A 23,764-nucleotide genomic window follows, 5' to 3' on the forward strand; every position below is an offset into this window, starting at 1 on the left:
TACAGCTAAACACGAACGTAAGATCGTAAGAAGAAAGTCGTTTCCCAAAATGACCAGAAAAAAGAGAAGAACTCAAACTAAGACAGTTAGAGCCTACACCGTAAAGTTAAATAGTAACGAACTAAAAGAATTGGATGAGCTGTTCACTGCTTACGGCAAATGCAGAGATTTCCTTTATTCACAGTTGTGTGGCATCAATCACATGACTGATGTTGCTAACTGGTATGGCCCTAGAGATAAAATCCGCGAGCATGACGGTGAAATCAAGAAAGCTCGCAAAGCGGTCAAAGACTGGAAAAAGATCTATAAGAAGAATAAAGCTCAAGGATTGAAGTCTCCCGATTCAAGAACGGTCAGACTCTCAAAGCAAAAGCTTCTGAGCGAGCAGTTTGGAATTCAAGGACGGCATGTAACAGAAGCGGTTAAAGACGTGTGTATGAATCTCAATTCCATGTGGTCAAATCTTGGCTTGAAACTGAAAAGGATGGTTCAAGCTAACGATACATTGGCTAATGCTGAGCGCCAGTACCTCGATTACGTCTTCACTTCTCCATATTACTGGCAACTTATTCTGCAGAGACGTGAGAATGAAGCACAGCCAAATGCAGAAATGAGCCAATATCCTGCACTAAGAGCCGCTTTATCCGAGAAACAGCTTCGGCACTGCTTTGCATATATCAGACGCCTCACCAGAAAACATAAGCCCCACCCTCATTCAACGGCTGCACGATGCATGCTCTATGACGAAGTGATGTGGCAAGTTGTTGAAGAAGATGGCTCAAGCTACTTAGAAATCATGACGGCAAAATGCAGAAAGAAAAAGCAGTTTAAGCTGACAGGGCCATACTGCTATGCCAACAAGAAGAAACGCGGCGATATCCAGCTCATTTTTAATCGAGACAAGAAGCGGCTGGAAGTTCATCGTGCTATTAAAGCTGTTGCCCATAATATTCGCAAGCCACAAAAGCAACTGGGTATGGACAAGGGATTGGCAACTCTCATCTCATGCAGCAGTGGTCAAGAATATGGAGCAGATTTCAGCAAGCTGGTAAGCGCTGAAGTTGAGCGGATCAATGACCGAAATACAAATCGCAATGAATACATCCAGTTAGCTAAGGAATTAAGAAAAGAAAAGTCTGCTTTGCAGGAAAAGTTAGCCAAGGATTATTCAGCTAAGACAAAGAAACGTATGAGACACCGCATTGGAAGTCTTGAGCGCCAAATTGCCCGTCTTGAAGAACACCATCTTGGCAGCAAGCTCTATCACCGCCAACATGAAAGAAATCAGCGCAACATGGAGCGGGTGATGAACACAAGCATTAGACAGATGCTTGTGGCAGAAGATCCAGATATTCTCGTCAAGGAAGATCTGACTTTTACAAAAGAGAAATTGCCTAAAGCATCAAACCGCTATGAAGCAAAAGTGAGACGCAAGCTGTCGTCATGGGCTAAAGGAAGACTGGATAAACGTATCGAGTATTTATGTGGCAGTCTGGGAATTCAAACTATCGACGTTAATCCGGCATATACGTCTCAGTTCTGTCCAAGATGTGGTGCGCATTTCAGTGAAAGAAAAGGCGCACATCATGAAACGGCTGTCTGTCCAAATTGTGGAGAAATGAACGCAAATACAGTAGCAGCGGTAAATATTTTGCAAAGAGCGGATGACAAAGAAATAACGAAATATATGCCATACAAGAATGTTAAGTTGATTCTTGAAGACCGTTACGCAAACAAACAGTTGGTGATGGCATAGTCTATCAATCAAAGCGTCACAAGCGTGGGTTCGTCCCTGCTTCAAGTCGTGGACTGGGCGCTGCCCTAGAGCTTCGGCACTAGGGAAACTTAGGACATATTCCTGCCCGTTTTGTGAGACTGAGTCTACGGGCTTTGTTAAGCAAAATATGGCGAACTCTTTGACTGTGCGTATGATAAAAGTATCAGAAGCTAAGGGAAACTTTAGTGGAGGTACATACAACTGAGCGCACAAGGCATTTCCCCGCGAAAAAGCCTAAAAAAATCTTCTAGCTTCAGCTAGAGGACAAGAATGTGTTCATTAGTGTTCACTTGAATATTAATGGATATGTTTTTGAATTCGGGATGGGGGACTTGAGCTTTCCATTGATTGTCCAGGCCGGGGAAAGCGCGGCCAGTGTCAGCGGCCTGCCCAGCCAAAAGGGAGTTCAAGCTGGGGACATGGTGATTTTTGACTTGGGGATCATGAAGGACGGCTATGCTTCAGATGTCAGCCGGGCGGTGGCCCTGGGCGAAATCAGCCAGGCAAAGCGGGAAATCTATGAGACGGTCCGGTTAGCCCAGGAGGAGGCGGCTAGGGCGGCCAGACCAGGGATGACGGCAGGTGAGCTGGACCAGGTGGCCCGCGGGGTTATCGAAGGAGCAGGCTACGGGCAGTACTTTACCCACCGCTTGGGTCACGGGATCGGGATGCAGGTCCATGAGCCGGTGAATCTGGAGCCGGGAAGCAAGCAGAAGCTGGAAGCAGGGATGTGCTTTTCCATTGAGCCGGGGATCTATTTGCCGGGCGTTGGCGGCGTCAGAATTGAGGACTGCGGGTGTCTTGATGAAGACGGCTTCCACCCCTTTACCAAGACCGGGAAAGATTTGTTGCTTTTGTGAGCAAAAAGGCCAAGTGCTTTCACACTTGACCTTTTTGCTTCTCTTGCTTACTAGTCTTATCTTCTCTCATTAAGCAGCCGCCACTTGAGCCAGGCTGCCTGGCCAGCCCCGTGGGCGAATTCACCTTTGACGATCAAATCTTCCAGCTGGTCGACAGAGACGATCTCCATCTTGATCTCTTCCAGAATCTCTCTTTTTGGCTGAGCCATTTTTTTGGCCCGGCAGGCAAAAAGGGTGATCTTCTCATTGGTTGATCCAAAAGAAGGGTAGGTGAAACCGAGTTCTGTCAGCTGGCTGGCCTCATAGCCCGTTTCTTCCAGCAGCTCTCTTCTAGCTGCCTGACTGGGCTCTTCTCCCTCATCAATGCCGCCGCTGGGGAATTCATATTGCCAGCTGCCAACGGGATGCCGGTATTCCTTTAAGAGCAAGACGTAGTCATCATCAACGAAGGGGATGATGGAAATCCCGAAGCCGATTGTAACGTAGGAATATGGGGCTATTTTCCCGTCCTTGGCCACCTGCTCCTGAATGACCGTGAAGCGGTCCGCCTTGATAGTTTCTTTCTTGACTACTTTGTACATTTTTTGCCTGCCACCAATCTCTTTAAAAATCAGTTCAATTGTAGCAAGAAAAACAGTTAAAGTACAAAAATAGCAGACCAGACGGTCTGCTATTTTCAGTGATTCAGTTTGTTAGCCTCTAGGGACGGACACTAGTTAATAGAAGCGTACTTGAAGTCCCAGTGGTCGCGCAGGTTTACCAAGCCCTTGATGCTTGGACGGACGATCCAGGCACTGGTGCTTGAGTAAAGTGGTGAAATACCAACGTCTTTCAGCAGAACACCTTCAGCCTTGGACAGGTCGCTCCAGCGTTCAGAGTCTGAGCCAGTAGTCTTTGAAGCCGCGATCAGCTTGTCGTATTCCTTGTTGGACCACTTGCCGCCGTTTTGGGCGTTGGTGGAAGTCATCAAGTCCAGGAAGGAGATAGGGTCGCTGAAGTCGGCACCCCAGGCAGAAACAACCATGTCGAAGTTAAGCGCGTCAGTTCTGGCCAGACGGGTCTTGAATGGCAGGTTCTGGGTGGTGATGGAGACTTGCGGCAGAGTTTCCTGGATGTTTGACTGCATTGCTTCAGTAGACTTCTTGGCACCGTCGGTGTCGTCTGACAAAAGCTTGAAGCTCAGCTTGGAAACGCCAAGTTCCTTCATACCTTGCTTAAGGTACTTTTGAGCTTCCTTCTTGTTGTAGTAAGTGTAGGCTTCGTCACTCTTGGAAATCAGGCTGGTGTAGTCCTTGCCGTTAACCGTGGTCAGCTTAGCTGGAGTGAAGGTGTGAGCTACAGTGTTGCTGCCGCCCAGGACCTTGGTCAGGCTTTCCCGGTTGATGGCCATGGAAAGGGCCTTGCGGATGTTGGCGTTTTGCAGGTACTTGTTCTTAGCCTGGTTGAATTGGATGTAGAAGGTAGTCCCACGTGGGTAGAGAGCATAGCCCTTTACGCTCTTAAGCTGCTTGCTTTGTTCAGCGTCCAGGGCTACAGCGTCAAGCTTGTTTGACTGGTAGAGGTTGTAAGCAGTTGACGGGGTCTTTTGCACGCTGTAGTTGACCGCGTCCAGCTTGACATTCTTCTTGTCCCAGTAGTATGGGTTCTTCTTGAGCTTCCAGGACAGGTTTGACCCGCTCCAGCCGCTCATCACGTATGGTCCGTTGTAGACCATGTACTTGGAGGCAGTACCGTACTTGGAGCCGTACTTCTTGACTGCCTTTTCGTTTTGCGGGAAGAAGCTCCCGAAGGCCATCAAGTTGTTGAAGTAAGGAATCCGCCGGTCCAGAGTTACGACCAGCTTGTACTTGCCAATGGCCTTAATCCCCAAAGTTTCCGGCTTCTTCTTGCCGTTTTGGATGTCCATGGCGTTCTTGATGCCTTCAAACAGGTAAGCGTATTGAGAAGCAGTCTTTGGGTCAACCGTTCTGCGCCATGAGTAGACGAAGTCTTGCGCGGTTACTGGGTCACCGTTGGACCACTTGTTGTCCTTACGGAGAGTAAAGGTGTAAGTCTTCCCGTCCTTAGACACCTTTTCGCTGGTTGCCATGGCCTTTTCCTGGCTGCCGTCAGACTTTGCCCGGTAAAGACCTTCCATGGTGTTGATCAATTGGGTAAAGCTGGCTGAGTCAGTGGCCTTGGACAGGTCCATAGTAGGAATTTCAGCTGATTCTTCCCAGTTCAGTTCTTTTTTGTTAGATGAAGAAGATGAAGAGTTGCCGCCGCAGGCCGTCAAGGCTAATGCAGCCGTTAAGATGCTGCCGGCAGCCAAAAAAGTCTTAGTCTTTTTCATGTTGTCCTCCTTGAAAAGTTTACATTATCAAACACTAATTGTAGTCTAACAGAAAATACACAAAAAGAAACGCTTTCTTGCGACTATGAGCTGAAGATGAGGCGGGGCTAAAACCGTTGTTAAAGCAACCAGCAAGAAATTGAAGATAACTTTAAGTATTAGTTCATTTGCTAGAAAACGATCTTAGTCTAACTTAAAAGCAGAATCGGCTGACTATTTAAAGGATGAAAGAAAACTAAAAAAGTATAGTAAAGAACTAGGCCAAAGATAAAGGGACAAAATTTTGCTTTTTCTTTGTTTTTACCTTGACGAAAGAGCTGATCCGTTATACACTAACAGTGTATTAGATTGCTAGTACAGCGAAGGGGTGCGTAAATGAAATTCAAAGACAACCTGCCGATCTACTTGCAGATTGAAGACTATATCTACTTGCAGATCGCCCAGGGCAAGCTGCAGGCTGGCGAGAAGCTGCCTTCAGTCAGAGCCCTGGCACTTGAATTAACGGTCAACGCCAATACAGTCCAGCGGGCACTTAGAGAAATGACGGCCAAGGGCTATATTTTTACCAAGCGCGGCGAAGGCAACTTCGTTACGACCGATGAAGGCCACCTGGAGGAAATGAAGAGCAAACTGCTGAAGCAGGAGCTGGCGGCTTTCGTCAGCCGGATGGAGAAACTCGGAGTCGAAAGGGAAAGCCTGACTGGATTATTGGCCAGCTACTTAGATGACACAAGGGAGGAATAGCATGAAGGCTTTGGAGATTAAGGATTTAAGCTACCACAAGAATTTAAAGACGATTTTGGAGAGAGTCAACTTGACTTTGGAGGCCGGTAAGATCGTGGCCTTAGTCGGGGCCAACGGGGCCGGCAAGACCAGCTTGATGCGGGTGATCGCGGGCCTGGCCAAGCAGTACAAGGGCGGCGTGGAGGTTTGCGGGGAAGCAGACGAAGACCGCCGCAAGCAGTACATTGCCATGACCGACAGCCTGTCCGCCTTCCGCGATTCCAGAAAGATCAAGGATGTCGCTGACTTTTACCGCCTGGTCTACCCGGACTTTGACGACAAGCAGTTTGCTGACATTCTGGAATTCATGAACTTGAATGAAGATGAAAGACTGGGCAGTCTGTCCAAGGGGATGAAAGAAAAATTGATCATCGCCCTGGTCTTCTCCCGCAAGGCCAAGCTCTACCTGCTGGACGAACCTTTCAGCGGAGTTGACGCCATGAGCCGGAAGAAGATTATCAAGTCCATGCTGCTTTGGAAGCCGGAAGAGGCGACCCTGGTCATCAGCGACCACGTCTTAGACGAAATCGCCCCGGTGATCGATGAGGTCGTTTTGATCAAGAAGCATTCAGTCTTAGAGCAGCGCAGCGCTGAAGAAATCCGGGCTGAACACGAAAGCATCGAAGAGTGGTATGAAGGATTTTACGAGGGGGAAGAGTAATGATCGGTTTTAAGCAGACATTCGCGGCCATGTTCAAGGAAAAGAGCCGGACAACCTGGCTCAGCCTGGGCATCGAGGCAGTTTTTATCCTCTTGGTCAGCTTGTATTTCGACATCAGATACGGCTTTGGCAGTGACTCTGCCGGAGTTGGCATCGGGATTAGCGCGATGGTGATCTTCTGCATGTGCATCTGGTACCAAATTGACGTGATTATGGCGGCCTACCGGATCAACCGGTCCCAGACCTGGCGGCAAGTGCCGGTAACGGCCGGCAACTTCTTGACGGCCAACGTGCTGACCGGGCTCGTGACCGCGGTTATCTTTGCCTTAGCTAACCTCTTGATCTTCGTAATTGTCCTGCTGCCATTTATTTTTGGCGGGGAGATGCGGATCGATTCTCAAGCAGTAGCGACTTTCCAGCCTTACGTCTCCAGCATCATCAGCTGGGGCCTTTACATGGCCTTGTTTGCCCTGGTCAGCTTTATCAGCGGCATCTGCTTCTGGCTGCTCATCACTGAATCAGCCAGTGTCTTGGGGGACTTCCTGCCTTTGAAGGGGAGAACGAGCAAGTTTGCCAAGGCAGTTATCCTGCTGGCCCTGCTGGCTCTCTTGTCCTGGGGCAGCAGCAGCATCTTGGGCGCGGTCATTCGCATGGTTTCAAATTTCGGCTTTGACTTCAACTTTGTCATTGACAATACTGGCCTGCACACGTCTCATACCGACCTGGGCTTGCCGGTCATCAGCTGGCTCTACATGCTGGCTCAAATTGTCTACGTGGCCGTCTTGTGGGCAGCGGAATACTTCGTCTTCAAGAAGGGCGTTGAAGCCAAGAAATAAGCAAATCAGATTAAATGACAAATGCCTGCCTTTGGCGGGCATTTTTGCTTGCCGTTAGGGCCGTATTTGCCGGTAAAGATTGAATTTTTTCCTTATTGCTAGTAAACTTAATAAGTTGAAGAATAGTAAGAAAGAGGCATAATTTTGGCTAATAAGAAAATCCGCGTGAGATACGCTCCGTCACCAACTGGCCACTTGCACATTGGTAACGCGCGTACTGCTCTGTTTAACTATCTGTTTGCACGTCACAACAAGGGGACTTTGGTTCTGAGAATCGAAGACACTGACACCGCCAGAAACGTTGAAGGCGGGGCTGAATCTCAAATCGAAAACCTGCACTGGCTGGGGATCGACTGGGATGAAGGCCCGGACGTCGGCGGGGACTACGGCCCTTACAAGCAGTCCGAAAGAAAGGACATCTACCAAAAGTACATCGACCAGCTGCTTGAAGAAGGCAAGGCTTACTACTCCTTTGAAACTGAAGAAGAACTGGAAGCCCAGCGTGAAGAACAGCGGGCCATGGGGATTGCTCCGCACTATGTCTACGAATACGAAGGCATGACTGCTGACGAAATCAAGCAGGCGCAAGACGAAGCCCGGGCCAAGGGCCTGAAGCCGGTTGTCCGCATTCACATTCCAGAAGGCGTGACTTACGAATGGGACGACATCGTTAAGGGCCACCTGAGCTTTGAATCTGATACTATCGGTGGTGACTTCGTTATCCAAAAGCGTGACGGGATGCCAACTTACAACTTTGCCGTCGTTATCGACGACCACTTGATGGAAATCAGCCACGTTCTCCGGGGCGATGACCACATCTCCAACACGCCAAAGCAGCTTTGCGTTTACGAAGCTTTGGGCTGGGAAGCTCCAGTCTTCGGCCACATGACTTTGATCATCAACTCCGCAACTGGCAAGAAGCTGTCAAAGCGTGACGAATCAGTTCTGCAATTCATCGAACAATACAGAGAACTTGGTTTCCTGCCAGAAGCTATGTTCAACTTCATCACTTTGCTGGGCTGGTCACCGGTTGGCGAAAGCGAAATCTTCTCCAAGCGCGAATTCATCAAGCAGTTTGACCCGGCCCGTCTGTCCAAGTCGCCAGCTGCCTTTGACCAAAAGAAGCTGGACTGGGTCAACAACCAGTACATGAAGACTGCTGACAGAGACGAACTTTTGGACTTGGCCCTGCACAACTTGCAAGAAGCTGGCCTGGTTGAAGCTAACCCGGCTCCAGGCAAGATGGAATGGGTAAGACAATTGGTGAACATGTACGCTAACCAAATGTCCTACACCAAGCAAATCGTTGACTTGAGCAAGATTTTCTTCACTGAAGCAGAATACCTGACTGACGAAGAAGTGGAAGAAATCAAGAAGGACGAAGCTCGTCCGGCGATTGAAGAATTCAAGAAGCAACTCGACAAGCTGGACAACTTCACGGCTAAGAAGATCATGGGCGCTATCATGGCTACCCGGAAGGGAACTGGCATCAAGGGCCGCAAGCTCTTCATGCCAATCCGGATTGCTACTACCCGGTCAATGGTGGGCCCTGGCATCGGCGAAGCTATGGAATTGATGGGCAAGGACACGGTCATGAAGCATCTGGACTTGACCTTGAAGCAGCTTAGCGAAGCTGGCATCGAATAAGATAAAGAACAAAGGAAAAGACTTTTACCGTTTTGGTAAAAGCCTTTTTTCATGCAATCGATTAAATTGTTTGTTTTATTTTTTACCACAGGCCTAAGATTTGCTGCAAAAGCAGGCTGACGGCTGTGATCCCGGCCCAGCAGGAAGCGCCGAGCAGGAGGGGCTTGGCCCCGGATTTGACCAGCTTGACGATGTTGGAGTTAAGGCCGATCGCGGCCATGGCCATGACGATCATGAACTTGCTCAGCTCCTTCAAAGGCAGGAAGACCTCGGCACTTACCCCATTGGCCAGGGCAAAGGTTGTGATTAAGGAAGCCAGGACAAAGTAGAGGATGAAGGCAGGGAAGGCCCGCTTCAAGCTGAAGCTGTTGCCTCTTTGCTCCTTTTTGGCGGTGAAATAGCCTAAGGCCAGGGTGATAGGGATGATGGCCAGGGTTCTGGTCAATTTGACGGTCACAGCCTTGTCCAGGGTTTGGCTGCCCAAATGAAACATGCTGTCCCAGGTTGCCGCCGAGGCAGTGACGGAAGAAGTATCGTTGATGGCTGTCCCGGCAAAGATGCCGAAAGAAGTCCCCGAAGTCTGGTCAAAGCCCAGGAGCTTGCCAAAGATGGGGAAGAGGATGGCGGCCAGGACGTTGAAAAAGAAGATAACAGAGATGGCCTGGGCCACTTCGTCGTCGTCAGCGTCAATAACCGGGGCGGTAGCGGCGATGGCGCTGCCCCCGCAGATGGATGAGCCAACCCCGATCAAGGTTGAGATCTTGCCGGGGATGTTTAAAGACTTGTGCAAAAGCCAGGCGAGCAAGAGAGAAGTAGAGATGGTGCAGATGATGATCGGCAGGGACTGGCGGCCAGTCTTGACGACCACCTGCAGGTCCATCCCAAAGCCCAGGAGAACGACGGCCGTTTGCAGGATATACTTGGACGTCCACTTGATCCCGCTGGCCGCGCCTTTCTTCTCTTCCCAAAAGAGGGTGATGATCATGCCAAACAAGATGGCGAAGACGGCGCCCCCGATGACTGGCAGGGCCTTGCCTAAGAACCAGGCGGGGGTAGCGATGGCCAGGCAGACCAGGATGCCGGTCAGATTCTTTTTAATCCAATTCATTTCTTTTTGCCTCCAGATATTTTTTGAACATGCTTTAGTATAGTAGTAAAATGGTAGAAAATAAAATTATAGATTATTATCTGTCGATAAAGCAAAATTATTATAAAGGGGCAGGGGATGCTGGATTTTCGCGTCAAAACATTTTTAACGGTCTGTGAGACCATGAACTTCACACGAGCGGCTGACCGCCTGCATGTGACCCAGCCGGCGGTGTCCCAGCACATCCGCTATTTGGAGAAGGAGTACCAGGTCAAGCTTTTCAGCTACCAGGGCAAGAAACTGATCTTGACCGCGGCGGGAGAGAAACTCCGCCAGGCCATGCGGCAGATGCAGAGCGATGAGCGCCTGCTTAAAGCAGAAATTGAGCAGGCTGACCTGCCGCCGGTCCGCTTTGGGGTAACCATGACCATTGGGGAATACGCCTTAGCCCGGCCCCTCAGCCGCTTTTTAAAAGACCATCCCCAAAGCAATGTGGAAGTCGTCTATGGCAACACCCAGTTTTTGACCAAGAAACTGGATGAGGGGGACCTGGATTTTGCCTTGGTAGAAGGAGACCCGGCCAGGGGCTATGCCAGCCTGCGCTACCAAAGCGAGGACTTCATCGCCGTCTGCTCGCCAGATTTGGCTTTTGCCAAGGAGCCGGACCAGATTGCTGACCTTTTTGACCAGCGCCTTTTGGTTAGGGAACCGGGCTCAGGGACCAGGAAGATCCTGGAAGACAGCTTAGGCGCCCAGGGGCGGGAACTGAGCGACTTCAAGCAGTATGTCCAGGTCGGCAACATGCAGATGATCACCCAGCTGCTTTTGGCCAACTGCGGGGTCTCTTTCTTGTATCAGACCGCCGTCAGTGACCTTTTAAAGACAGGAAAGCTGCGGAAGTTAAATTTGCGGGACTTCCAGATCTGCCATGACTTCACTTTTATCTGGGAGAAGAGCAGCCTCTACGCCGACCGCCACCGGCAGATCTGCGAGGAACTTAAGGCAAGCAGATAAGAAAAGGGCTTTTACCAAAATGAGGTAAAAGTCCTTTTTTCTATATAGCTACTTGGTCAGTTCGTAAATGGCTTCCGCGTAGATGGCCAGGCTTTTTTCCAGTTCAGCCAGGCTGACGGATTCGTCGATGGCATGGGCGGTGTCCAGGCTGCCGGGGAAGGCAGGCCCGTAGCCGACCCCGTTTTTAAAGAAGCGGCCGTAGTTGGCGCCAGCGGAGATGATGGCCTCACTGGCTTGGCCAGTCTGCTTTTCGTAGACGGAAAGGAGGGTCTTGACGAAGGGGTCGTCGCCAGCAACGAAGTGGGGCTTTTCAAAGTCTTGGTAGGGCTGGAAAGTCGTCTGACAGAAAGCGCCGAACTTGTCATTTAGCTGCTGGCACATTTTTTCCGGGCTGGTCCCCTGGCTATAGCGGATGTCGCTCTTGATATAGGCTTCGGCTTGGCCCTTTTGGTAGCGGAAGATGGCCGGGCAGTTGATGGACTTGCCCATCTCGGAGTCAGTATTGGCGATCCCGATTTTTTCCCCGTAGTAGTCCGCTAGCTCAAATTCACCGGCAAAGTCCAGGAAATTTTTAGCCCGGCCGGTGAAAGGAAAGGTCCGTAAGAAGCTGGCCAGGAGGCAGGCCCCATTTTTCCCTTCCCAAGGAACTGAGGCGTGGGCGCTGACGCCTTCTAAACTTATCTTTAAGCTAGTACCATTGTCGCCAGCTAATTCGTTGATTTCCCCAGTCAAGCCATTTTTGGCCAAAAAGTCCGGGAAAGCTGCCTCAATTTTCACAAGATTCTCGCCAGAGACAACGGCGGTCGCGGCGGCTGGAATCATGTTGGTGGCCTGGCCGGCAGTGAAGGACTCAAGGATTAAGCCAGTAGCTTCTTTGCCAATAAAATCTGTCTTCAAAACAGCTAGACCAGCCGTGGTAACGCTCGCTAGCGGGAAGGCCTACTTTATTTCGGCCAACCAGTTCTTAGATGTGTTTCGCCAGGCGGCTTTTGCTCAATCGCACCAACTTGAGCTCTCTGGAAAAAGCCGGACCTGGTTACTCTTCTAATCGATACTTCTCTTAAATTGTTTTAATTTTTAATTAATGTAGTCTTAAAGTGTAAATAAGTTTCTGTCAAGCGGCTTTTTGAAAAAAACTTTTTTCTTTTTCCCCCTATTCTATTTACTTTGCCGGATAGTCCTTAAGCTTGGCGTTCAGCTTGGAGTAGATCCGGTCGACAAACCAGGGCTCAGTTGACTTTTCCAGGGCTTCATCCAAGCCAAACCAGGCAACAGCCTTGTTTTCGTCGGCTTTCGGCCGGATAGGCAAGCTGTCGTCAGCCTCTAAGAGGTAGGTCACGTTTAAGTGCAAGTGTGACGGAACGTATTTGCCTTTTTTCTCATGCCCGTCCACGGTCAAAATCTCAGCAGAGTAAATTTGCTCCGTGACAGCTTTAGCTTTAACTCCGCTTTCTTCTTTGACTTCTTTTAAAGCCACCTGCAAAAGGTCCTGGTCGCCGTCCGCGTGCCCGCCCAGCCAGGCCCAGGAGTCGTAGATCCGGTGGTAGGCCATCAGAACTTTGTCCCGTTCCGGGTTGACTACCCAGGCTGAAGCGGTGAAGTGCTCGGCCAAATTGGACCGCAAGAACAGTTCTTCCCCGGTCTCCAGCCGGTGGATCATCTCTTTAACGTCGGCTGCTTCTTGCTCGTTAAAAGGGTGGTAATTTTGTAAATCAGTCAGTAAAGTCATTTATTCTCTTCTCTCTATTTTTTCTGTTTCGCTCTGTTCCCTCAGATTTTACCACGGGCGGTGATTGTCTGTTAAAATGTAGAGTGTTAAGTACTGAATTATTGCAGGTAAGGAAAAACTTGTAAAAGAAAGCAGGAAAATATCGTGAAGCTTTTCAACACTTTAACTAGGCAAAAAGAAGAATTCAAACCCCTGGTTCCCGGCCAGGTCAGCATGTACGTCTGCGGGCCGACGGTTTACAACTACATCCACATCGGCAATGCCAGAAGCGCCATCGCTTTTGACACCATCCGCCGCTACTTTGAATACAAGGGATACAAGGTCAACTACGTTTCCAACTTTACTGACGTCGATGACAAAATGATCAACGAAGCTAGAGCAGAAGGCACGACCGTGCCGGAATTAGCTGAACGCTACATCCAAGCCTTCCTGGAAGACACCCGGGCCTTGAACATCGAAGAAGCTACCCTTCACCCGCGGGCAACCCACGAAATCCCGGCCATCATCGACTTCATCCAGACCTTGATCGACAAGGGCTACGCCTATGAAGCAGACGGGGATGTCTACTACCGGGCTAAAAAGTTCGCTGACTACGGGCACTTGAGTGACCAGAACATCGACCAGCTGGAAGAGGGTGCCTCCCAGCACGTAAACGATGAAGAACAAGGCCGCAAGGAAGACCCGATCGACTTTGCCCTCTGGAAGGGGCAGAAGGAGGAAGACGAAATCGCCTGGGAGTCCCCATGGGGCAAGGGCCGGCCAGGCTGGCACATTGAATGCTCAGTCATGTCCACCAAGTACTTAGCTGACACCTTGGACATCCACGGGGGCGGGCAGGACCTGGAATTCCCCCACCACGAAAACGAAATCGCCCAAAGTGAAGCCAAGACGGGCAAGAAGTTCGTCAACTACTGGCTGCACAACGGCTTCGTGACCGTGGGCAAGGATGAGGAAAAAATGTCCAAGTCCCTGCACAATTTCGTGACCGTCCACGATATTTTAAAGACCGTTGATCCCCAGGTTCTCCGCTTCTTCATGGCCAGCGTCCAGTACAGAAGCCAGATCAACTACTCGGAAGAAAACTTGGAGCAGGCCGCCAACATCCTGGACCGCTTCAAGAACACCCTGGAAGGGATCAACTACCGCCTGGCTGACGCGACTGAATCTTTGCCGGACCCGGACCTGGCCAAGCTGATCGCAGAAACCACGGCCAAGTTTGAAGCAGCCATGGATGACGACTTCAACGTGCAAAATGCCTTGACCGCCATCTACGAAGCCCTGCCAGCCGTTAACTCTAACGCTAACGCTGAAAAGGCCGATAAGGAGAGTTTGCAGCTTTTTACTGAAAAATTAGCCGCCTGGCTCAGCGTCTTTGGCTTAGATGTTGACAAGCTCCTGGCCAAGGAAGCCGGCGATGATGAGGCCATAATCGAAGAATTGGTTGCCCAGCGGACAGAAGCCAGAAAGAAAAAGGACTGGACTAAGAGTGACGAACTCCGCGACCAGCTTAAGGAAATGGGGGTAGTCCTCAAGGATACCCCGCAAGGAACCAGGTGGAGCCGTGAATAAAGTACAGAAGTTAACTGAAAAGAAGATCGATCCCAACACCTTGAGCGGGCAGACTCTGGCCTACTTAGGCGACGGGATCTATGAAGCCGCCATCCGCCGGCACTTGATCAAGGGCGGGATGCTGAAACCGCAGAATCTGCAAAGAGCAGCAACCCACTATGTCTCAGCCAAGGCCCAAGCGGGCCTGATTGCCAAAATGCTGGACACCGGCTTTTTGACTGAAGAAGAAGAAACAGCCTACCGGCGGGGCAGAAACGCCAAGACTCATACCAAGGCCAAGAACACCAGCCTGGCCACGTATGAAATGTCAACCGGCTTTGAAGCAGTCTTTGGCTACTTGGACCTGTCTGGTGAAGAAGGCAGGGTCAATGAATTGATTGCCTGGTGCATTGATGAGGTGGAAAGTGAAGGGACAAGGGAATATGTCTTCAACTAACAAGGATTTTGTCTTCGGCCGCCATGCCGGAATCGACTTTTTGAAAACCCAGGACAGCGAAAAAATCAACAAGGTCTTCCTGGCTGAAGGGGTTCAGGAGGACTTTGCCAGAGAAGTCTACCGCTATGCCAAAAAGAAGCATTTGATCATCCAGCGGGTGCCGAAAAACAAGCTGGACAAGCTGACTGGCGGGGAAAACCACCAGGGCTTGGTTTTGGCTGTCGCTTCTTTTGAATATGCCGACTTTGACCAGCTCTTGGACAAACTGGACCAAGAAGAGGCCCCCCTTTTGCTCATGCTGGACAATATTGAAGACCCCCACAACCTGGGCTCCATCCTCCGCAGCGCCGACGCGACCGGGGTTAGCGGGGTGATCATCCCTAAGCGCCGGGCCAGCGGCCTGACCAGCGTGGTGGCGAAGACCTCAACCGGAGCCATCGACCACGTGCCAGTTGCCCGGGTGAACAACCTGGTTCAAACCTGCCAGGCCTTGAAGGACCGGGGTTACTGGATCTTCGGGACGGCCATGAAAGGCGATGACTACCGGAAGTGGAATGCCAATGGCAAGACCGTTTTGGTCATCGGCAATGAAGGCAAGGGAATCTCTCCACTGCTTCTTAAGCAAATGGACCAGACCTTGACCATTCCGATGATTGGTCACGTTCAATCCCTGAACGCTTCAGTAGCAACCGGGGTCCTGCTCTACCAGGCCTTTAACAGCCGCCACCCTTTGTAAAGCAAATCGTTTACAGTTTGCGAAAAGTGATTGAATCAAACAATGGTTCGATTCTGTCAAGGTAAAAAGTCCTTTATTCTGTGGGCAAACAGAATGAAAGGGCTTTTTATAATGGGATTGACAAAGGAAAGAGAGCGCCTGCTGATCAGCCGGATTCAAAAAGATGACGATGAGCAGGCCCTTAAAGAACTGTATTACAGCTGCCTGCCCGTGATTGGCGGCACCATCAAGCAGTATTTTGTGGAGTTATATGACAGCCAGGACTGGGAGCAGGAGGCCTTGATCCTCTGCTATAAGACGGCCAAGCGCTTTGACTTAAAGCAAGGAAAGCCTTTTGTTGGCTTTTACAAGGTCAGCCTGCACAACCGGGCCATCAACTTGATCAGACGAGGCAAGCGGAAAAAGCGCCTGTCGATCAGCGACCAGGTCTACTGGGAAGATGTGACTCCCGAACTTGAGCAGGCTTCCTGCTTGATCGCGAGTCCGCCGGCGCCTGTTCTGGACTGGCAGGATTTGGTTGAGTCTTTGAGCATGCTGGAATTGGAAGAATTGCTTTTGGAATTGGGCTATAAGCAGGCCGGGGAGATCAAGCGCCAGTACCAGGTCAATGAGATGGGGCTCAGACGGGCCAAATACCGGGTGAAGGAAAAAATCAAGCTAAAATTACGGATAGGTGCGTAAACATTTTAGCCAAATAGGACTATAATAACAGTTGTAGGATGAAAAAATTGTTTAGGAGGTAATCAAGAATGTCAGAAATTGTTAAGACAGCTTTGCTGGATCGTTCAATGAAAGAAGTTTTTGATTGGAGTGACTCAGACACCCCTGTAAGAGATGCCCTTTGGTACTACTTCATGGAGTCAAACGGCCACAACACCGACAAGACTGAGGAAGCCATGCTTCCATTCATGAGCGACTCTGACGACAAGATCATCGCATTTGTCAACGAAAACCTTAAGAAATAATCTTTTCCCTACATTCCCGACCTCTTGTCTCACATATGGGAGGGGAAGGGGCAAAAAAACGACGGCTCTACGAGCCGCCGTTTTTTTCTGTTAAAATAAGAATCTGGCTATAAATGCTGCTTAGTTAAATAAATGCTTGACGCTGGCAACGATTTGCTCAGCCGTCAATTGGTTGTGAACCAGGATCTGGTCATAGCTTTGGTCAACGTCGGTGTATTCCCGCTTTTCGCCAAAAGCCTTGACCAAAACCGGCCGGTCAGCCAGGTAGCCGGCCACCTTTTGTCCGAAGCCCCCGTCCAGGATATTGTTTTCTAAAGTAATTACGGCCTGGTAGTGCCGGGCTAAGTGGTCCAGGCAGTCAGTATCCAGGATATTGGCTGACAAAGGATTGTAGAGGGTAGCATCAAGTTCTTCAGCAACTTGGTTGCCTAATTCCTGCATGTCGCCTAAAGCCAGGATAGCAATCTTTTTGCCGGCCCGCCGCTTTTGGTAGTGGATGTGCCGGTAGCCTTCAAGAGCGGCTCCGCCGGCTGGAACTTGCCGGACTGGCAGCTTGATAGCTACAGGGCCGTCTTTTTGCTTCAAGGCCCAGTTGATCATGGCCGCTTCTTCAGTCAAGCTGGTCGGGGCCAGGTACTTCCAGTTAGGCAGGTTGCTGACCATGACCTGGTCAAAGACGCCCACGTGGGTCTTGGAGTTGGCCTGGATCCCGCCGCCAGCCACGATCATGACGACTGGCAAATTATTAGCCGCCACGTCATGGCTGAGCTGGTCAAAGGCCCGCTGCAGGAAGGTGGAGTTTTCAAAAAGGACTGGCCGGCCGCCGGCCTTGGCAAAGCCCGCCGCGAAGGCCACGGAATCCTGCTCGGCGATCCCGACGTCGACGTAGTGGTCCGGGTAAGACTTTTTAAAGGAGTCCAGGCCAAAGACGCCAGGGATGGCGGCAGTGACGGCCATGATGTTTTCCTGGCCGCCATCAATAGCGCTAGCCACGGTCTTAACGGCAATTTCCGCTGGAGTCGGGCTCGCGGCAACGGTCTTTGGTGAATCATCGCTTAAGTCGAAGGGGCGGACCCAGTGGTGCTTTTCTTCATCCTCAATAGCTGGCTCATAGCCCTTGCCTTTTAAGGTGTTGACGTGCAAAACCAGGGGATGGTCGACGTCATGGATTTCTCTGAAGGCCTTAATCATGCTTTCCAGGTCATTGCCGTCAGCCACATAGCGGTAATCAAAGCCGAAGGCCTTAAAAGGATTTTCCGGATCCTGCCCCTGGCTGTCTCTCAGCTTCTTCAGGGCCGTGGTCAAGCCGCCGACATTTTTGTCAATGGACCATTGGTTGTCATTGATGACGATGACCAGGTTGCCCTTTTCCAGCGCGGCGTTATTTAAGCCTTCATAGGCCATCCCGCCGGTCAAGGAGCCATCGCCGATGACGGCCATGATCCGCTCGCTGCCGCCTAAGAGGTCCCGGGCCTTGGCCATGCCGGTGGCTAAAGAGATGGAGGTAGAAGTGTGGCCAACGGCATAGTAGTCGTAGGGACTTTCATCGGGATTAGTGTAAGGAGTCACCTTGCCGTAAGCTTCCGGGTCCAGCCAGGCATAAGCCCGGCCCGTCAGCATCTTGTGGGGATAGGTCTGGTGGGAGATGTCCCAGATGATTTTGTCGCCGGGGGCGTCAAAGACATAGTGGTAGGCGATGGTCAGTTCCACGATCCCCAGGTCAGGACCCAGGTGGCCGCCAACCGCCGCGTCTTTCTCGATGATCAAGTGGCGGATTTCTGAAGCCAGCTGCTTCATTTCTTCCAGATCCAGGACCTTAAGGTCAGCTGGTGACTTGATTTTGTTGAGCAGGTATTCAGGATGTTGATTCATTTCTTCTCCTCATGGCCGGCTAACCGGCAATCTTGTAAACTGCGTTTTTACTAGTACCATTATGACACAGGGGCCGCTTAAGATGTGAAAATAAAGCCCGGCAAAGTCAGTCATATAATAGTTGCTTTTAGGGCGGATTTTTGCTAAAATCAAATGAAGTTTGAAGGTGAATATTATGGCAGTAAAGAAAGCAGCTTTGGCCTGCAGCGTTTGCGGGTCACGGAACTACTCAATCACTGCAAACAACAACCGCACCAAGCGCTTGGAACTGAACAAGTTCTGCAAGCACTGCGGCAAGAAGACTTTGCACAGGGAAACGAGGTAGACAGGGATGATTAAGTTTTTTAAGAGCGTTGGTCAGGAAATGAAACTGGTTCATTGGCCAAGTGCTAAGGAAAACCGGCACGACACGGTGAACGTGGTCGTAACTTCTCTGCTTTACGCGATTTTCTTGGGTGCCTTGGATTGGGCCTTTGCAAAATTGATTCAATTAGTTCTGTAAGAGCGACAAAGTATGTTATAATCATGCTAGTTTCTAGGAAAACCTCTTTAGCGAGGTTTTTTTGTTTGCCAAAAAGGAGATTAAAGAAATTATGGTAGAATCCGCCAAGAAGCAATGGTACGTCCTGCACACTTACTCTGGTTTTGAAGACAAGGTTAGATCCGACTTGCTGTCTCGGGCCCAGTCACTGGGGATGCAGGACTACATCTTCCGGGTTGTCGTTCCGCAAGAACCAAAGATCGAAGACGTGCGCGGCAAGAAGGAAGAAGTTAACGAAAAGGTCTTCCCTGGTTACGTTTTGGTTGAAATGGTCATGACTGACGAAAGCTGGTTTGTTGTCCGGAACACTCCTAATGTTACTGGTTTCGTTGGCAGCCACGGCGGTGGTTCCAAGCCTTCCCCGCTTTACGAGGAAGAAGTCAGAGCCATCCTGCAGATGCAAGAAGGCGAAGCAACTGAAAAGGTTGACTACGACTACGAAGTTGGCGAAAACGTCATGATCACCGAAGGTGCCTTCAACGGCATGGTCGGCAAGATCGCTGAAATCCAGGACGACAAGCAAAAGCTCTTCTTGACCATCGACATGTTCGGCCACGCTACCACTGCTGAACTGGACTTTGACCAAGTCAAGAAGATGGAAGACTAAACATAAAAAAGTCTTGCATTCTGCCGGTTTTCAGAGTACTATATTAAACGTACTTTATTATTGTGGGAGGAGAGTGTGGAAACTCTCCATTTTAACCGCATCACGGAATCAAGGAGGTTTTGACCGTGGCAAAGAAAGTTATTAACGTTGTTAAGTTACAAATTCCAGCTGGCGCTGCAACCCCTGCACCTCCAGTAGGTCCTGCTTTGGGTCAAGCAGGTATCAACATTGTTGGCTTTACTAAGGACTTCAATGCTCGTACTGCTGACCAAAAGGGCATGATCATCCCTGTAGTCATCACTGTTTACGAAGACCGTTCATTCGACTTCGTAACTAAGACTCCTCCAGCACCAGTCTTGCTGAAGCAAGCTGCTGGCCTTCAAAAGGCTTCAGGCGAACCTAACAAGAACAAGGTTGGTTCAGTAACCACTGCTCAAGTTAAGGAAATCGCTGAAACTAAGATGAAGGACCTTAACGCTGCCTCAATCGAAGCTGCTATGCGTATGGTTGAAGGTACTGCTAGAAGTATGGGTATCGAAGTAAAGGACTAATTTGTTAATTTTTACCAATTAACAAGTCAGGTGGGAGAGCAAAGAGAAAGCTCGTTTGACCACACATACAAGGAGGATTTTTCATGCCAAAGCATGGTAAGAAATACGTAGAAGCTGCCAAGAAGGTTGACAGCAACAAGTTGTACTCAGTAGAAGACGCTATCAAGCTGGTTAAGGAAACTTCATACGCTAACTTTGACGCTTCCGTAGAAGTATCTTACAACCTGAGCGTTGACCCAAAGCAAGCTGACCAACAAATCCGTGGCTCAATCGTTTTGCCAAACGGTACTGGTAAGTCTGTAAAGGTTATCGTATTTGCTGAAGGCCCACAAGCTGAAGCAGCTAAGGCTGCCGGTGCTGACGAAGTCGGCGCAGACGACTTGGTAGAAAAGGTTCAAAACGGTTACCTGGACTTCGACGTTGTCATCGCTACTCCAATGATGATGGCTAAGGTTGGTCGTTTGGGTCGTGTGCTTGGGCCTAAGGGCTTGATGCCAAACCCTAAGACTGGTACTGTTACTATGGACACTGCCAAGGCTGTTAAAAACGTTAAGGCTGGTCAAGTAGAATACCGTGTCGACCGTCAAGCTTCAATCCACACTGCTATCGGCAAGGTTTCATTCACTGAAGAACAATTGACTGAAAACTTCCGCGCTTTGCAAAACGCTATCTTGCGTGCAAAGCCAGCTTCAGCTAAGGGTCAATACATCAAGAGCTGCGCAGTTGCCGCAACCTTTGGCCCTGGGATCAAGTTGGACCCAATCGCTTTGATGGGCTAATTATCCCTAAGTTAAGCTAATTAAGCTCCCCGCCTTTTGGCGGGGAGTTTTTCTTTGCCCTAATTTTGCTTTAAGAAATTTTTAGTAGCCGAAAAGGCTTTCTTTTAAAAAATCTTGCTATACTAGTAGGGACAGATAGCCAAACTGAAAGAAGTGTATCAAGGTGGAAAAATTATTAACTCTTATCGTTCCCTGCTACAACTCAGCTGAATACTTGAACCGCTGCGTCGACTCCCTATTAGCCGGCGGAGACCGGGTGCAGATCATCTTGGTTGACGACGGATCAACTGATGAAACCGGCCGGATGCTGGATGACTACCAAGCTAAGTACTTAAACCTGGACCTGGAAGTCGTCCACCAGGAAAATGCCGGCCACGGCGGGGCCATCAACAATGGCCTGCGCCTGGCCAAGGGCAAGTACGTCAAGATCGTTGACAGCGACGACTGGCTGGACCAGGAAGCCTATAAAGAGGTGCTGGATTATCTGGAAAACAATCCGGAAGTCGACCTCTTTTTGGCCAACTATGTCTATGACAAGCCGGCATTAAACCGCCAGCGGGTGATCAAGTTCCCCCATCTGCCGGTCGGACGGACCTTCTCCTGGGATGAGGTCAAGCTGCGGATGGGCCAGTATTTCATGCTTCACTCCGTCATCTACAACCGGAAAGTCCTGGAGCGGGCCAAGGTAACCTTGCCGACCAAGGTATCCTACGATGACAATATTTTTGTCTTTGAACCGATGGTGCAGGTGCAGACCATGCGCTACCTGCCGGTCAACCTCTATCACTATTTTATTGGCCGGGATGACCAGTCGGTCAACGAAAAGGTGATGCTGAAGAAGATCGACCAGCAGATCTTGATCAACAAGCAGCTGATTGTTTTCTACGCTTCCCAAGTCAACAAGCGGGCACCTTATGCCAGATACATGAAGTACTTCTTAGAAGCCGTCACGGGCGTAACTAGCGTTATCTTGATCCGGGGCAAGAAGAAGGAATATATCGCAAAAAAGGACGAACTCTGGCAGTTCTTGAAGACTTACGACCTGGAGACCTACAAGTCCTTTAAACACCGCCTGGTGGGCCATTTCGTCTCCCAGGACGTCCTGCCTATGCGGCAGATGGTCAGCGGGGCCTACTTGATCCTGCAGCGACTGTATTCATTTAATTAGGGCAGGGGAAAACAGAGACAATATTCGACAAAAAAGCTTTGGCAAGAACGCCAAAGCTTAAAAAAACAGACTTAATTTTTGTCATCAAAACCGGTCTCGTCCCGGCGCTTGACGTGAAAGTTCTTGTCGTTGGCTTGTTCAGGCACGACGAAAGAGCAGAGCAGGAAGAGGACGAAGCCGGCCCAGCCCAGGACGTGGATGCCCAGCTTATAGCCGGTCAAGGTCAAGATGACGCCCAAGAGGAGCAAGGACCAGGCGATCCAGGAGAGGATCTGCCAGTTCTTGCTCAGCTTCTTGTTTTCAGATTCGATGTCCAGGAAGCCGCGGACAATGAAGTAGGCGCTGATAATGAGGAATAAGACGTCCATGGCGATGCTGCCAGCGGAATGGTCCTGGAACATGCTGAAGACGGCCAGGGTGCCGGAAATGCCGGCCAAGAAGAAGTAGAAAATGTCGATCAGTTTACTGCGCAAAGAAAGTACCTCCTAAAAGTCATTACAGTAGATTTTAGCAGATTTTTGCAAAAAGTGGCGAAAAAGGTTTGACAGATCTTGCTTTAGATGGTAATCTAGATAAAGTAAATTTCTAACCTAAGACGTGGGTGGCGTAAAGCCTCAATACAATCCCGCCGAGGCCAGAAGATAATGAAGATTATTAAACTCTCCATGTCTTTCTTGGCATGGAGTTTTTTTAGGCCTTGTAGAATTTTACAAAATTTTATGGAGGTGAATAATTTTGAGTCAAGCTATTATCGCTGCTAAGGCTAAATTCGTTGAAGAATTTGCAGAAGAACTTAAGTCAGCTAAGTCCATCGTAGTTATCAACTACCTTGGTTTGACTGTTGACGAAGTTACTGCTTTCCGTGCAGAATTGCGTGAAAGCAACGCCAAGATGAAGGTTGTCAAGAACACTTACCTTCGCCGCGCTGCTGCTCAAGCCGGCTTGGAAGATTTGGCACCAGTATTCGTTGGTCCATCAGCTGTGATCTACACTGATGATGAAGACAACGTTACTGCACCTGCCCGAATCGCTGCTGACTACGCTAAGAAGTTCGACGTTGTTGAAATTAAGGGTGGTGCACTTGAAGGTCAAGTTGCTACCAAGGAACAAGTCGAAGAACTGGCTGCAATTCCAGGTCGCGAAGGTCTGCTTTCAATGCTTCTTTCTGTATTGCAAGCACCTGTACGCAACTTTGCATACGTTGTTAAGGCTGTCGCTGAATCAAAGGAAGAATCAGCTGAATAGTCTGGTCATTTTAAATTAGATATTAAATTCCATATTTTCGGAGGATATTACAATGGCTTTGGATACTGCTAACATCATTGAACAATTGAAGGGTGCTTCAATTCTTGAATTGAACGACCTGGTACACGCTATCGAAGAAGAATTCGGCGTTACTGCTGCTGCTCCTGTAGCTGCTGCTGGTGCCGCTGGTGGTGCTGAAGAAGCTAAGTCAAGCTTCGACGTTGAATTGACTTCAGCAGGTACTGAAAAGGTTAAGGTTATTAAGATCGTTAAGGAAGTTACTGGCGCAAGCTTGCTGGACGCTAAGAAGACTGTTGACGGTGCTCCAGTTGTTCTTAAGGAAGGCTTGTCAGAAGACGAAGCTAACGAACTTAAGGCTAAGCTTGAAGAAGTTGGCGCAACTGTTACCCTTAAATAATTACGGCCTTCGGGCATTAATTATTAACGAAGAACGCGTTTGTGGACATCCACAGGCGCGTTTTTTGTCTGCTTTTTTAGCTTTTTGCCCCAAAAAGAGGCCCTTTGGCTTCTTGGTCCACGATTAAGCGTGGATATTGCTGTGTTTAGTT

At 49.7% G+C, this 23,764-nt stretch carries 27 protein-coding genes and 1 other annotated feature; of the genes, 20 read left to right on the forward strand and 7 right to left on the reverse strand.

All coding sequences use genetic code 11. The annotated features are described in order from the left end of the window. Positions 1 to 49 precede the first annotated feature (49 nt). Together Q0J41_RS00170 and Q0J41_RS00175 are read left to right on the forward strand one after the other, a co-directional pair. Positions 50 to 1,756, forward strand: coding sequence for a transposase (locus tag Q0J41_RS00170; RefSeq protein ID WP_296224530.1), 1,707 nt, complete (start codon positions 50 to 52; stop codon positions 1,754 to 1,756). 311 nt (positions 1,757 to 2,067) lie between these two features. Next, positions 2,068 to 2,637, forward strand: a complete 570-nt coding sequence (locus Q0J41_RS00175) for a M24 family metallopeptidase (protein ID WP_296224532.1) — start codon at positions 2,068 to 2,070, stop codon at positions 2,635 to 2,637. 56 nt (positions 2,638 to 2,693) lie between these two features. On the opposite strand, the gene Q0J41_RS00180 is transcribed toward Q0J41_RS00175, so the two are convergent. Together Q0J41_RS00180 and Q0J41_RS00185 are read right to left on the reverse strand one after the other, a co-directional pair. Beyond that, a complete protein-coding gene (locus Q0J41_RS00180) occupies positions 2,694 to 3,218 on the reverse strand; it encodes an NUDIX hydrolase (RefSeq protein ID WP_296224535.1) in 525 nt (174 codons plus the stop codon). A gap of 131 nt (positions 3,219 to 3,349) precedes the next feature. Next, positions 3,350 to 4,969, reverse strand: coding sequence for a peptide ABC transporter substrate-binding protein (locus Q0J41_RS00185; RefSeq protein ID WP_296224537.1), 1,620 nt, complete (start codon positions 4,967 to 4,969; stop codon positions 3,350 to 3,352). A gap of 375 nt (positions 4,970 to 5,344) precedes the next feature. Here Q0J41_RS00185 and Q0J41_RS00190 point away from each other — a divergent pair, with 375 nt between their 5' ends. From Q0J41_RS00190 to gltX, 4 genes are all read left to right on the forward strand, one after another. Then, positions 5,345 to 5,713 carry a GntR family transcriptional regulator gene (locus Q0J41_RS00190; protein ID WP_296224538.1) on the forward strand — a complete coding sequence of 123 codons (369 nt, stop codon included), beginning with the start codon at positions 5,345 to 5,347 and terminating at the stop codon, positions 5,711 to 5,713. Between the two features lies 1 nt (position 5,714). Further along, positions 5,715 to 6,413 carry an ABC transporter ATP-binding protein gene (locus Q0J41_RS00195; RefSeq protein WP_296224539.1) on the forward strand — a complete coding sequence of 233 codons (699 nt, stop codon included), beginning with the start codon at positions 5,715 to 5,717 and terminating at the stop codon, positions 6,411 to 6,413. Next, a complete protein-coding gene (locus Q0J41_RS00200) occupies positions 6,413 to 7,249 on the forward strand; it encodes an ABC transporter permease (protein ID WP_296224541.1) in 837 nt (278 codons plus the stop codon). The genes Q0J41_RS00195 and Q0J41_RS00200 overlap by 1 nt, the downstream gene beginning before the upstream one ends. 144 nt (positions 7,250 to 7,393) lie before the next feature. Further along, positions 7,394 to 8,896 (forward strand): glutamate--tRNA ligase, encoded by a 1,503-nt coding sequence (gltX, locus tag Q0J41_RS00205; protein WP_296224543.1) that lies wholly within the window; start codon positions 7,394 to 7,396, stop codon positions 8,894 to 8,896. A gap of 82 nt (positions 8,897 to 8,978) precedes the next feature. On the opposite strand, the gene Q0J41_RS00210 is transcribed toward gltX, so the two are convergent. Continuing rightward, positions 8,979 to 10,004 carry a YeiH family protein gene (locus Q0J41_RS00210; RefSeq protein WP_296224544.1) on the reverse strand — a complete coding sequence of 342 codons (1,026 nt, stop codon included), beginning with the start codon at positions 10,002 to 10,004 and terminating at the stop codon, positions 8,979 to 8,981. Between the two features lie 117 nt (positions 10,005 to 10,121). Here Q0J41_RS00210 and Q0J41_RS00215 point away from each other — a divergent pair, with 117 nt between their 5' ends. Next, positions 10,122 to 10,997, forward strand: coding sequence for a LysR family transcriptional regulator (locus Q0J41_RS00215; protein ID WP_296224547.1), 876 nt, complete (start codon positions 10,122 to 10,124; stop codon positions 10,995 to 10,997). Positions 10,998 to 11,045: 48 nt separating this feature from the next. Here Q0J41_RS00215 and Q0J41_RS00220 read toward each other — a convergent pair whose 3' ends face one another. Both Q0J41_RS00220 and Q0J41_RS00225 read right to left on the reverse strand, forming a co-directional pair. Then, complete coding sequence (locus Q0J41_RS00220; protein ID WP_296224549.1) at positions 11,046 to 11,894, reverse strand: M20/M25/M40 family metallo-hydrolase; 849 nt, start codon at positions 11,892 to 11,894, stop codon at positions 11,046 to 11,048. Positions 11,895 to 12,159: 265 nt separating this feature from the next. Continuing rightward, positions 12,160 to 12,726, reverse strand: coding sequence for an NUDIX hydrolase (locus tag Q0J41_RS00225; RefSeq protein WP_296224550.1), 567 nt, complete (start codon positions 12,724 to 12,726; stop codon positions 12,160 to 12,162). Between the two features lie 144 nt (positions 12,727 to 12,870). On the opposite strand from Q0J41_RS00225, the gene cysS reads away from it, so the two are divergent. From cysS to Q0J41_RS00250, 5 genes are all read left to right on the forward strand, one after another. Next, the gene (gene cysS, locus Q0J41_RS00230; RefSeq protein WP_296224551.1) at positions 12,871 to 14,295 is read left to right on the forward strand and encodes a cysteine--tRNA ligase; all 1,425 of its coding nucleotides are present in this window, start codon (positions 12,871 to 12,873) and stop codon (positions 14,293 to 14,295) included. Then, positions 14,288 to 14,731, forward strand: a complete 444-nt coding sequence (locus Q0J41_RS00235; protein ID WP_296224553.1) for a ribonuclease III domain-containing protein — start codon at positions 14,288 to 14,290, stop codon at positions 14,729 to 14,731. Before cysS ends, Q0J41_RS00235 begins: the two co-directional genes overlap by 8 nt. Further along, positions 14,718 to 15,467 carry a 23S rRNA (guanosine(2251)-2'-O)-methyltransferase RlmB gene (rlmB, locus tag Q0J41_RS00240; protein WP_296224555.1) on the forward strand — a complete coding sequence of 250 codons (750 nt, stop codon included), beginning with the start codon at positions 14,718 to 14,720 and terminating at the stop codon, positions 15,465 to 15,467. The genes Q0J41_RS00235 and rlmB overlap by 14 nt, the downstream gene beginning before the upstream one ends. A gap of 111 nt (positions 15,468 to 15,578) precedes the next feature. After that, positions 15,579 to 16,148, forward strand: a complete 570-nt coding sequence (locus Q0J41_RS00245; RefSeq protein WP_296224557.1) for a sigma factor — start codon at positions 15,579 to 15,581, stop codon at positions 16,146 to 16,148. Positions 16,149 to 16,216: 68 nt separating this feature from the next. Then, the gene (locus Q0J41_RS00250; RefSeq protein ID WP_296224559.1) at positions 16,217 to 16,432 is read left to right on the forward strand and encodes a hypothetical protein; all 216 of its coding nucleotides are present in this window, start codon (positions 16,217 to 16,219) and stop codon (positions 16,430 to 16,432) included. 120 nt (positions 16,433 to 16,552) lie between these two features. Here the strand turns inward: Q0J41_RS00250 and Q0J41_RS00255 are convergent, their stop codons facing one another. Further along, positions 16,553 to 18,304, reverse strand: a complete 1,752-nt coding sequence (locus Q0J41_RS00255; protein WP_296224561.1) for a 1-deoxy-D-xylulose-5-phosphate synthase — start codon at positions 18,302 to 18,304, stop codon at positions 16,553 to 16,555. A 175-nt stretch (positions 18,305 to 18,479) separates the two neighbouring features. Here Q0J41_RS00255 and rpmG point away from each other — a divergent pair, with 175 nt between their 5' ends. From rpmG to Q0J41_RS00285, 6 genes are all read left to right on the forward strand, one after another. Beyond that, positions 18,480 to 18,629 carry a 50S ribosomal protein L33 gene (rpmG, locus tag Q0J41_RS00260; protein WP_296224563.1) on the forward strand — a complete coding sequence of 50 codons (150 nt, stop codon included), beginning with the start codon at positions 18,480 to 18,482 and terminating at the stop codon, positions 18,627 to 18,629. Between the two features lie 6 nt (positions 18,630 to 18,635). After that, complete coding sequence (gene secE, locus Q0J41_RS00265) at positions 18,636 to 18,806, forward strand: preprotein translocase subunit SecE (protein WP_296224565.1); 171 nt, start codon at positions 18,636 to 18,638, stop codon at positions 18,804 to 18,806. Positions 18,807 to 18,897: 91 nt separating this feature from the next. Then, positions 18,898 to 19,452 (forward strand): transcription termination/antitermination protein NusG, encoded by a 555-nt coding sequence (gene nusG, locus Q0J41_RS00270; RefSeq protein ID WP_270449138.1) that lies wholly within the window; start codon positions 18,898 to 18,900, stop codon positions 19,450 to 19,452. 125 nt (positions 19,453 to 19,577) lie between these two features. Continuing rightward, positions 19,578 to 20,003, forward strand: a complete 426-nt coding sequence (gene rplK, locus Q0J41_RS00275) for a 50S ribosomal protein L11 (RefSeq protein WP_296224571.1) — start codon at positions 19,578 to 19,580, stop codon at positions 20,001 to 20,003. An 83-nt stretch (positions 20,004 to 20,086) separates the two neighbouring features. After that, on the forward strand, positions 20,087 to 20,782 hold the full coding sequence (gene rplA / locus Q0J41_RS00280) for a 50S ribosomal protein L1 (RefSeq protein WP_296224573.1): 696 nt from the start codon (positions 20,087 to 20,089) through the stop codon (positions 20,780 to 20,782). A 163-nt stretch (positions 20,783 to 20,945) separates the two neighbouring features. Then, positions 20,946 to 21,950, forward strand: coding sequence for a glycosyltransferase family 2 protein (locus Q0J41_RS00285; RefSeq protein WP_296224576.1), 1,005 nt, complete (start codon positions 20,946 to 20,948; stop codon positions 21,948 to 21,950). A 71-nt stretch (positions 21,951 to 22,021) separates the two neighbouring features. Here Q0J41_RS00285 and Q0J41_RS00290 read toward each other — a convergent pair whose 3' ends face one another. Further along, positions 22,022 to 22,423 carry a hypothetical protein gene (locus tag Q0J41_RS00290; protein ID WP_296224578.1) on the reverse strand — a complete coding sequence of 134 codons (402 nt, stop codon included), beginning with the start codon at positions 22,421 to 22,423 and terminating at the stop codon, positions 22,022 to 22,024. A gap of 98 nt (positions 22,424 to 22,521) precedes the next feature. Continuing rightward, positions 22,522 to 22,651, forward strand: a sequence feature (ribosomal protein L10 leader region). A gap of 34 nt (positions 22,652 to 22,685) precedes the next feature. Between Q0J41_RS00290 and rplJ the strand changes: the two genes are divergently transcribed. Together rplJ and rplL are read left to right on the forward strand one after the other, a co-directional pair. Next, a complete protein-coding gene (gene rplJ / locus Q0J41_RS00295) occupies positions 22,686 to 23,195 on the forward strand; it encodes a 50S ribosomal protein L10 (RefSeq protein WP_270449132.1) in 510 nt (169 codons plus the stop codon). Positions 23,196 to 23,247: 52 nt separating this feature from the next. Beyond that, positions 23,248 to 23,613 (forward strand): 50S ribosomal protein L7/L12, encoded by a 366-nt coding sequence (gene rplL / locus Q0J41_RS00300; protein WP_002876509.1) that lies wholly within the window; start codon positions 23,248 to 23,250, stop codon positions 23,611 to 23,613. Positions 23,614 to 23,764 lie beyond the last annotated feature (151 nt).

The sequence above is a fragment of the uncultured Lactobacillus sp. genome (assembly GCF_944327175.1).
Lineage (GTDB): Bacteria > Bacillota > Bacilli > Lactobacillales > Lactobacillaceae > Lactobacillus.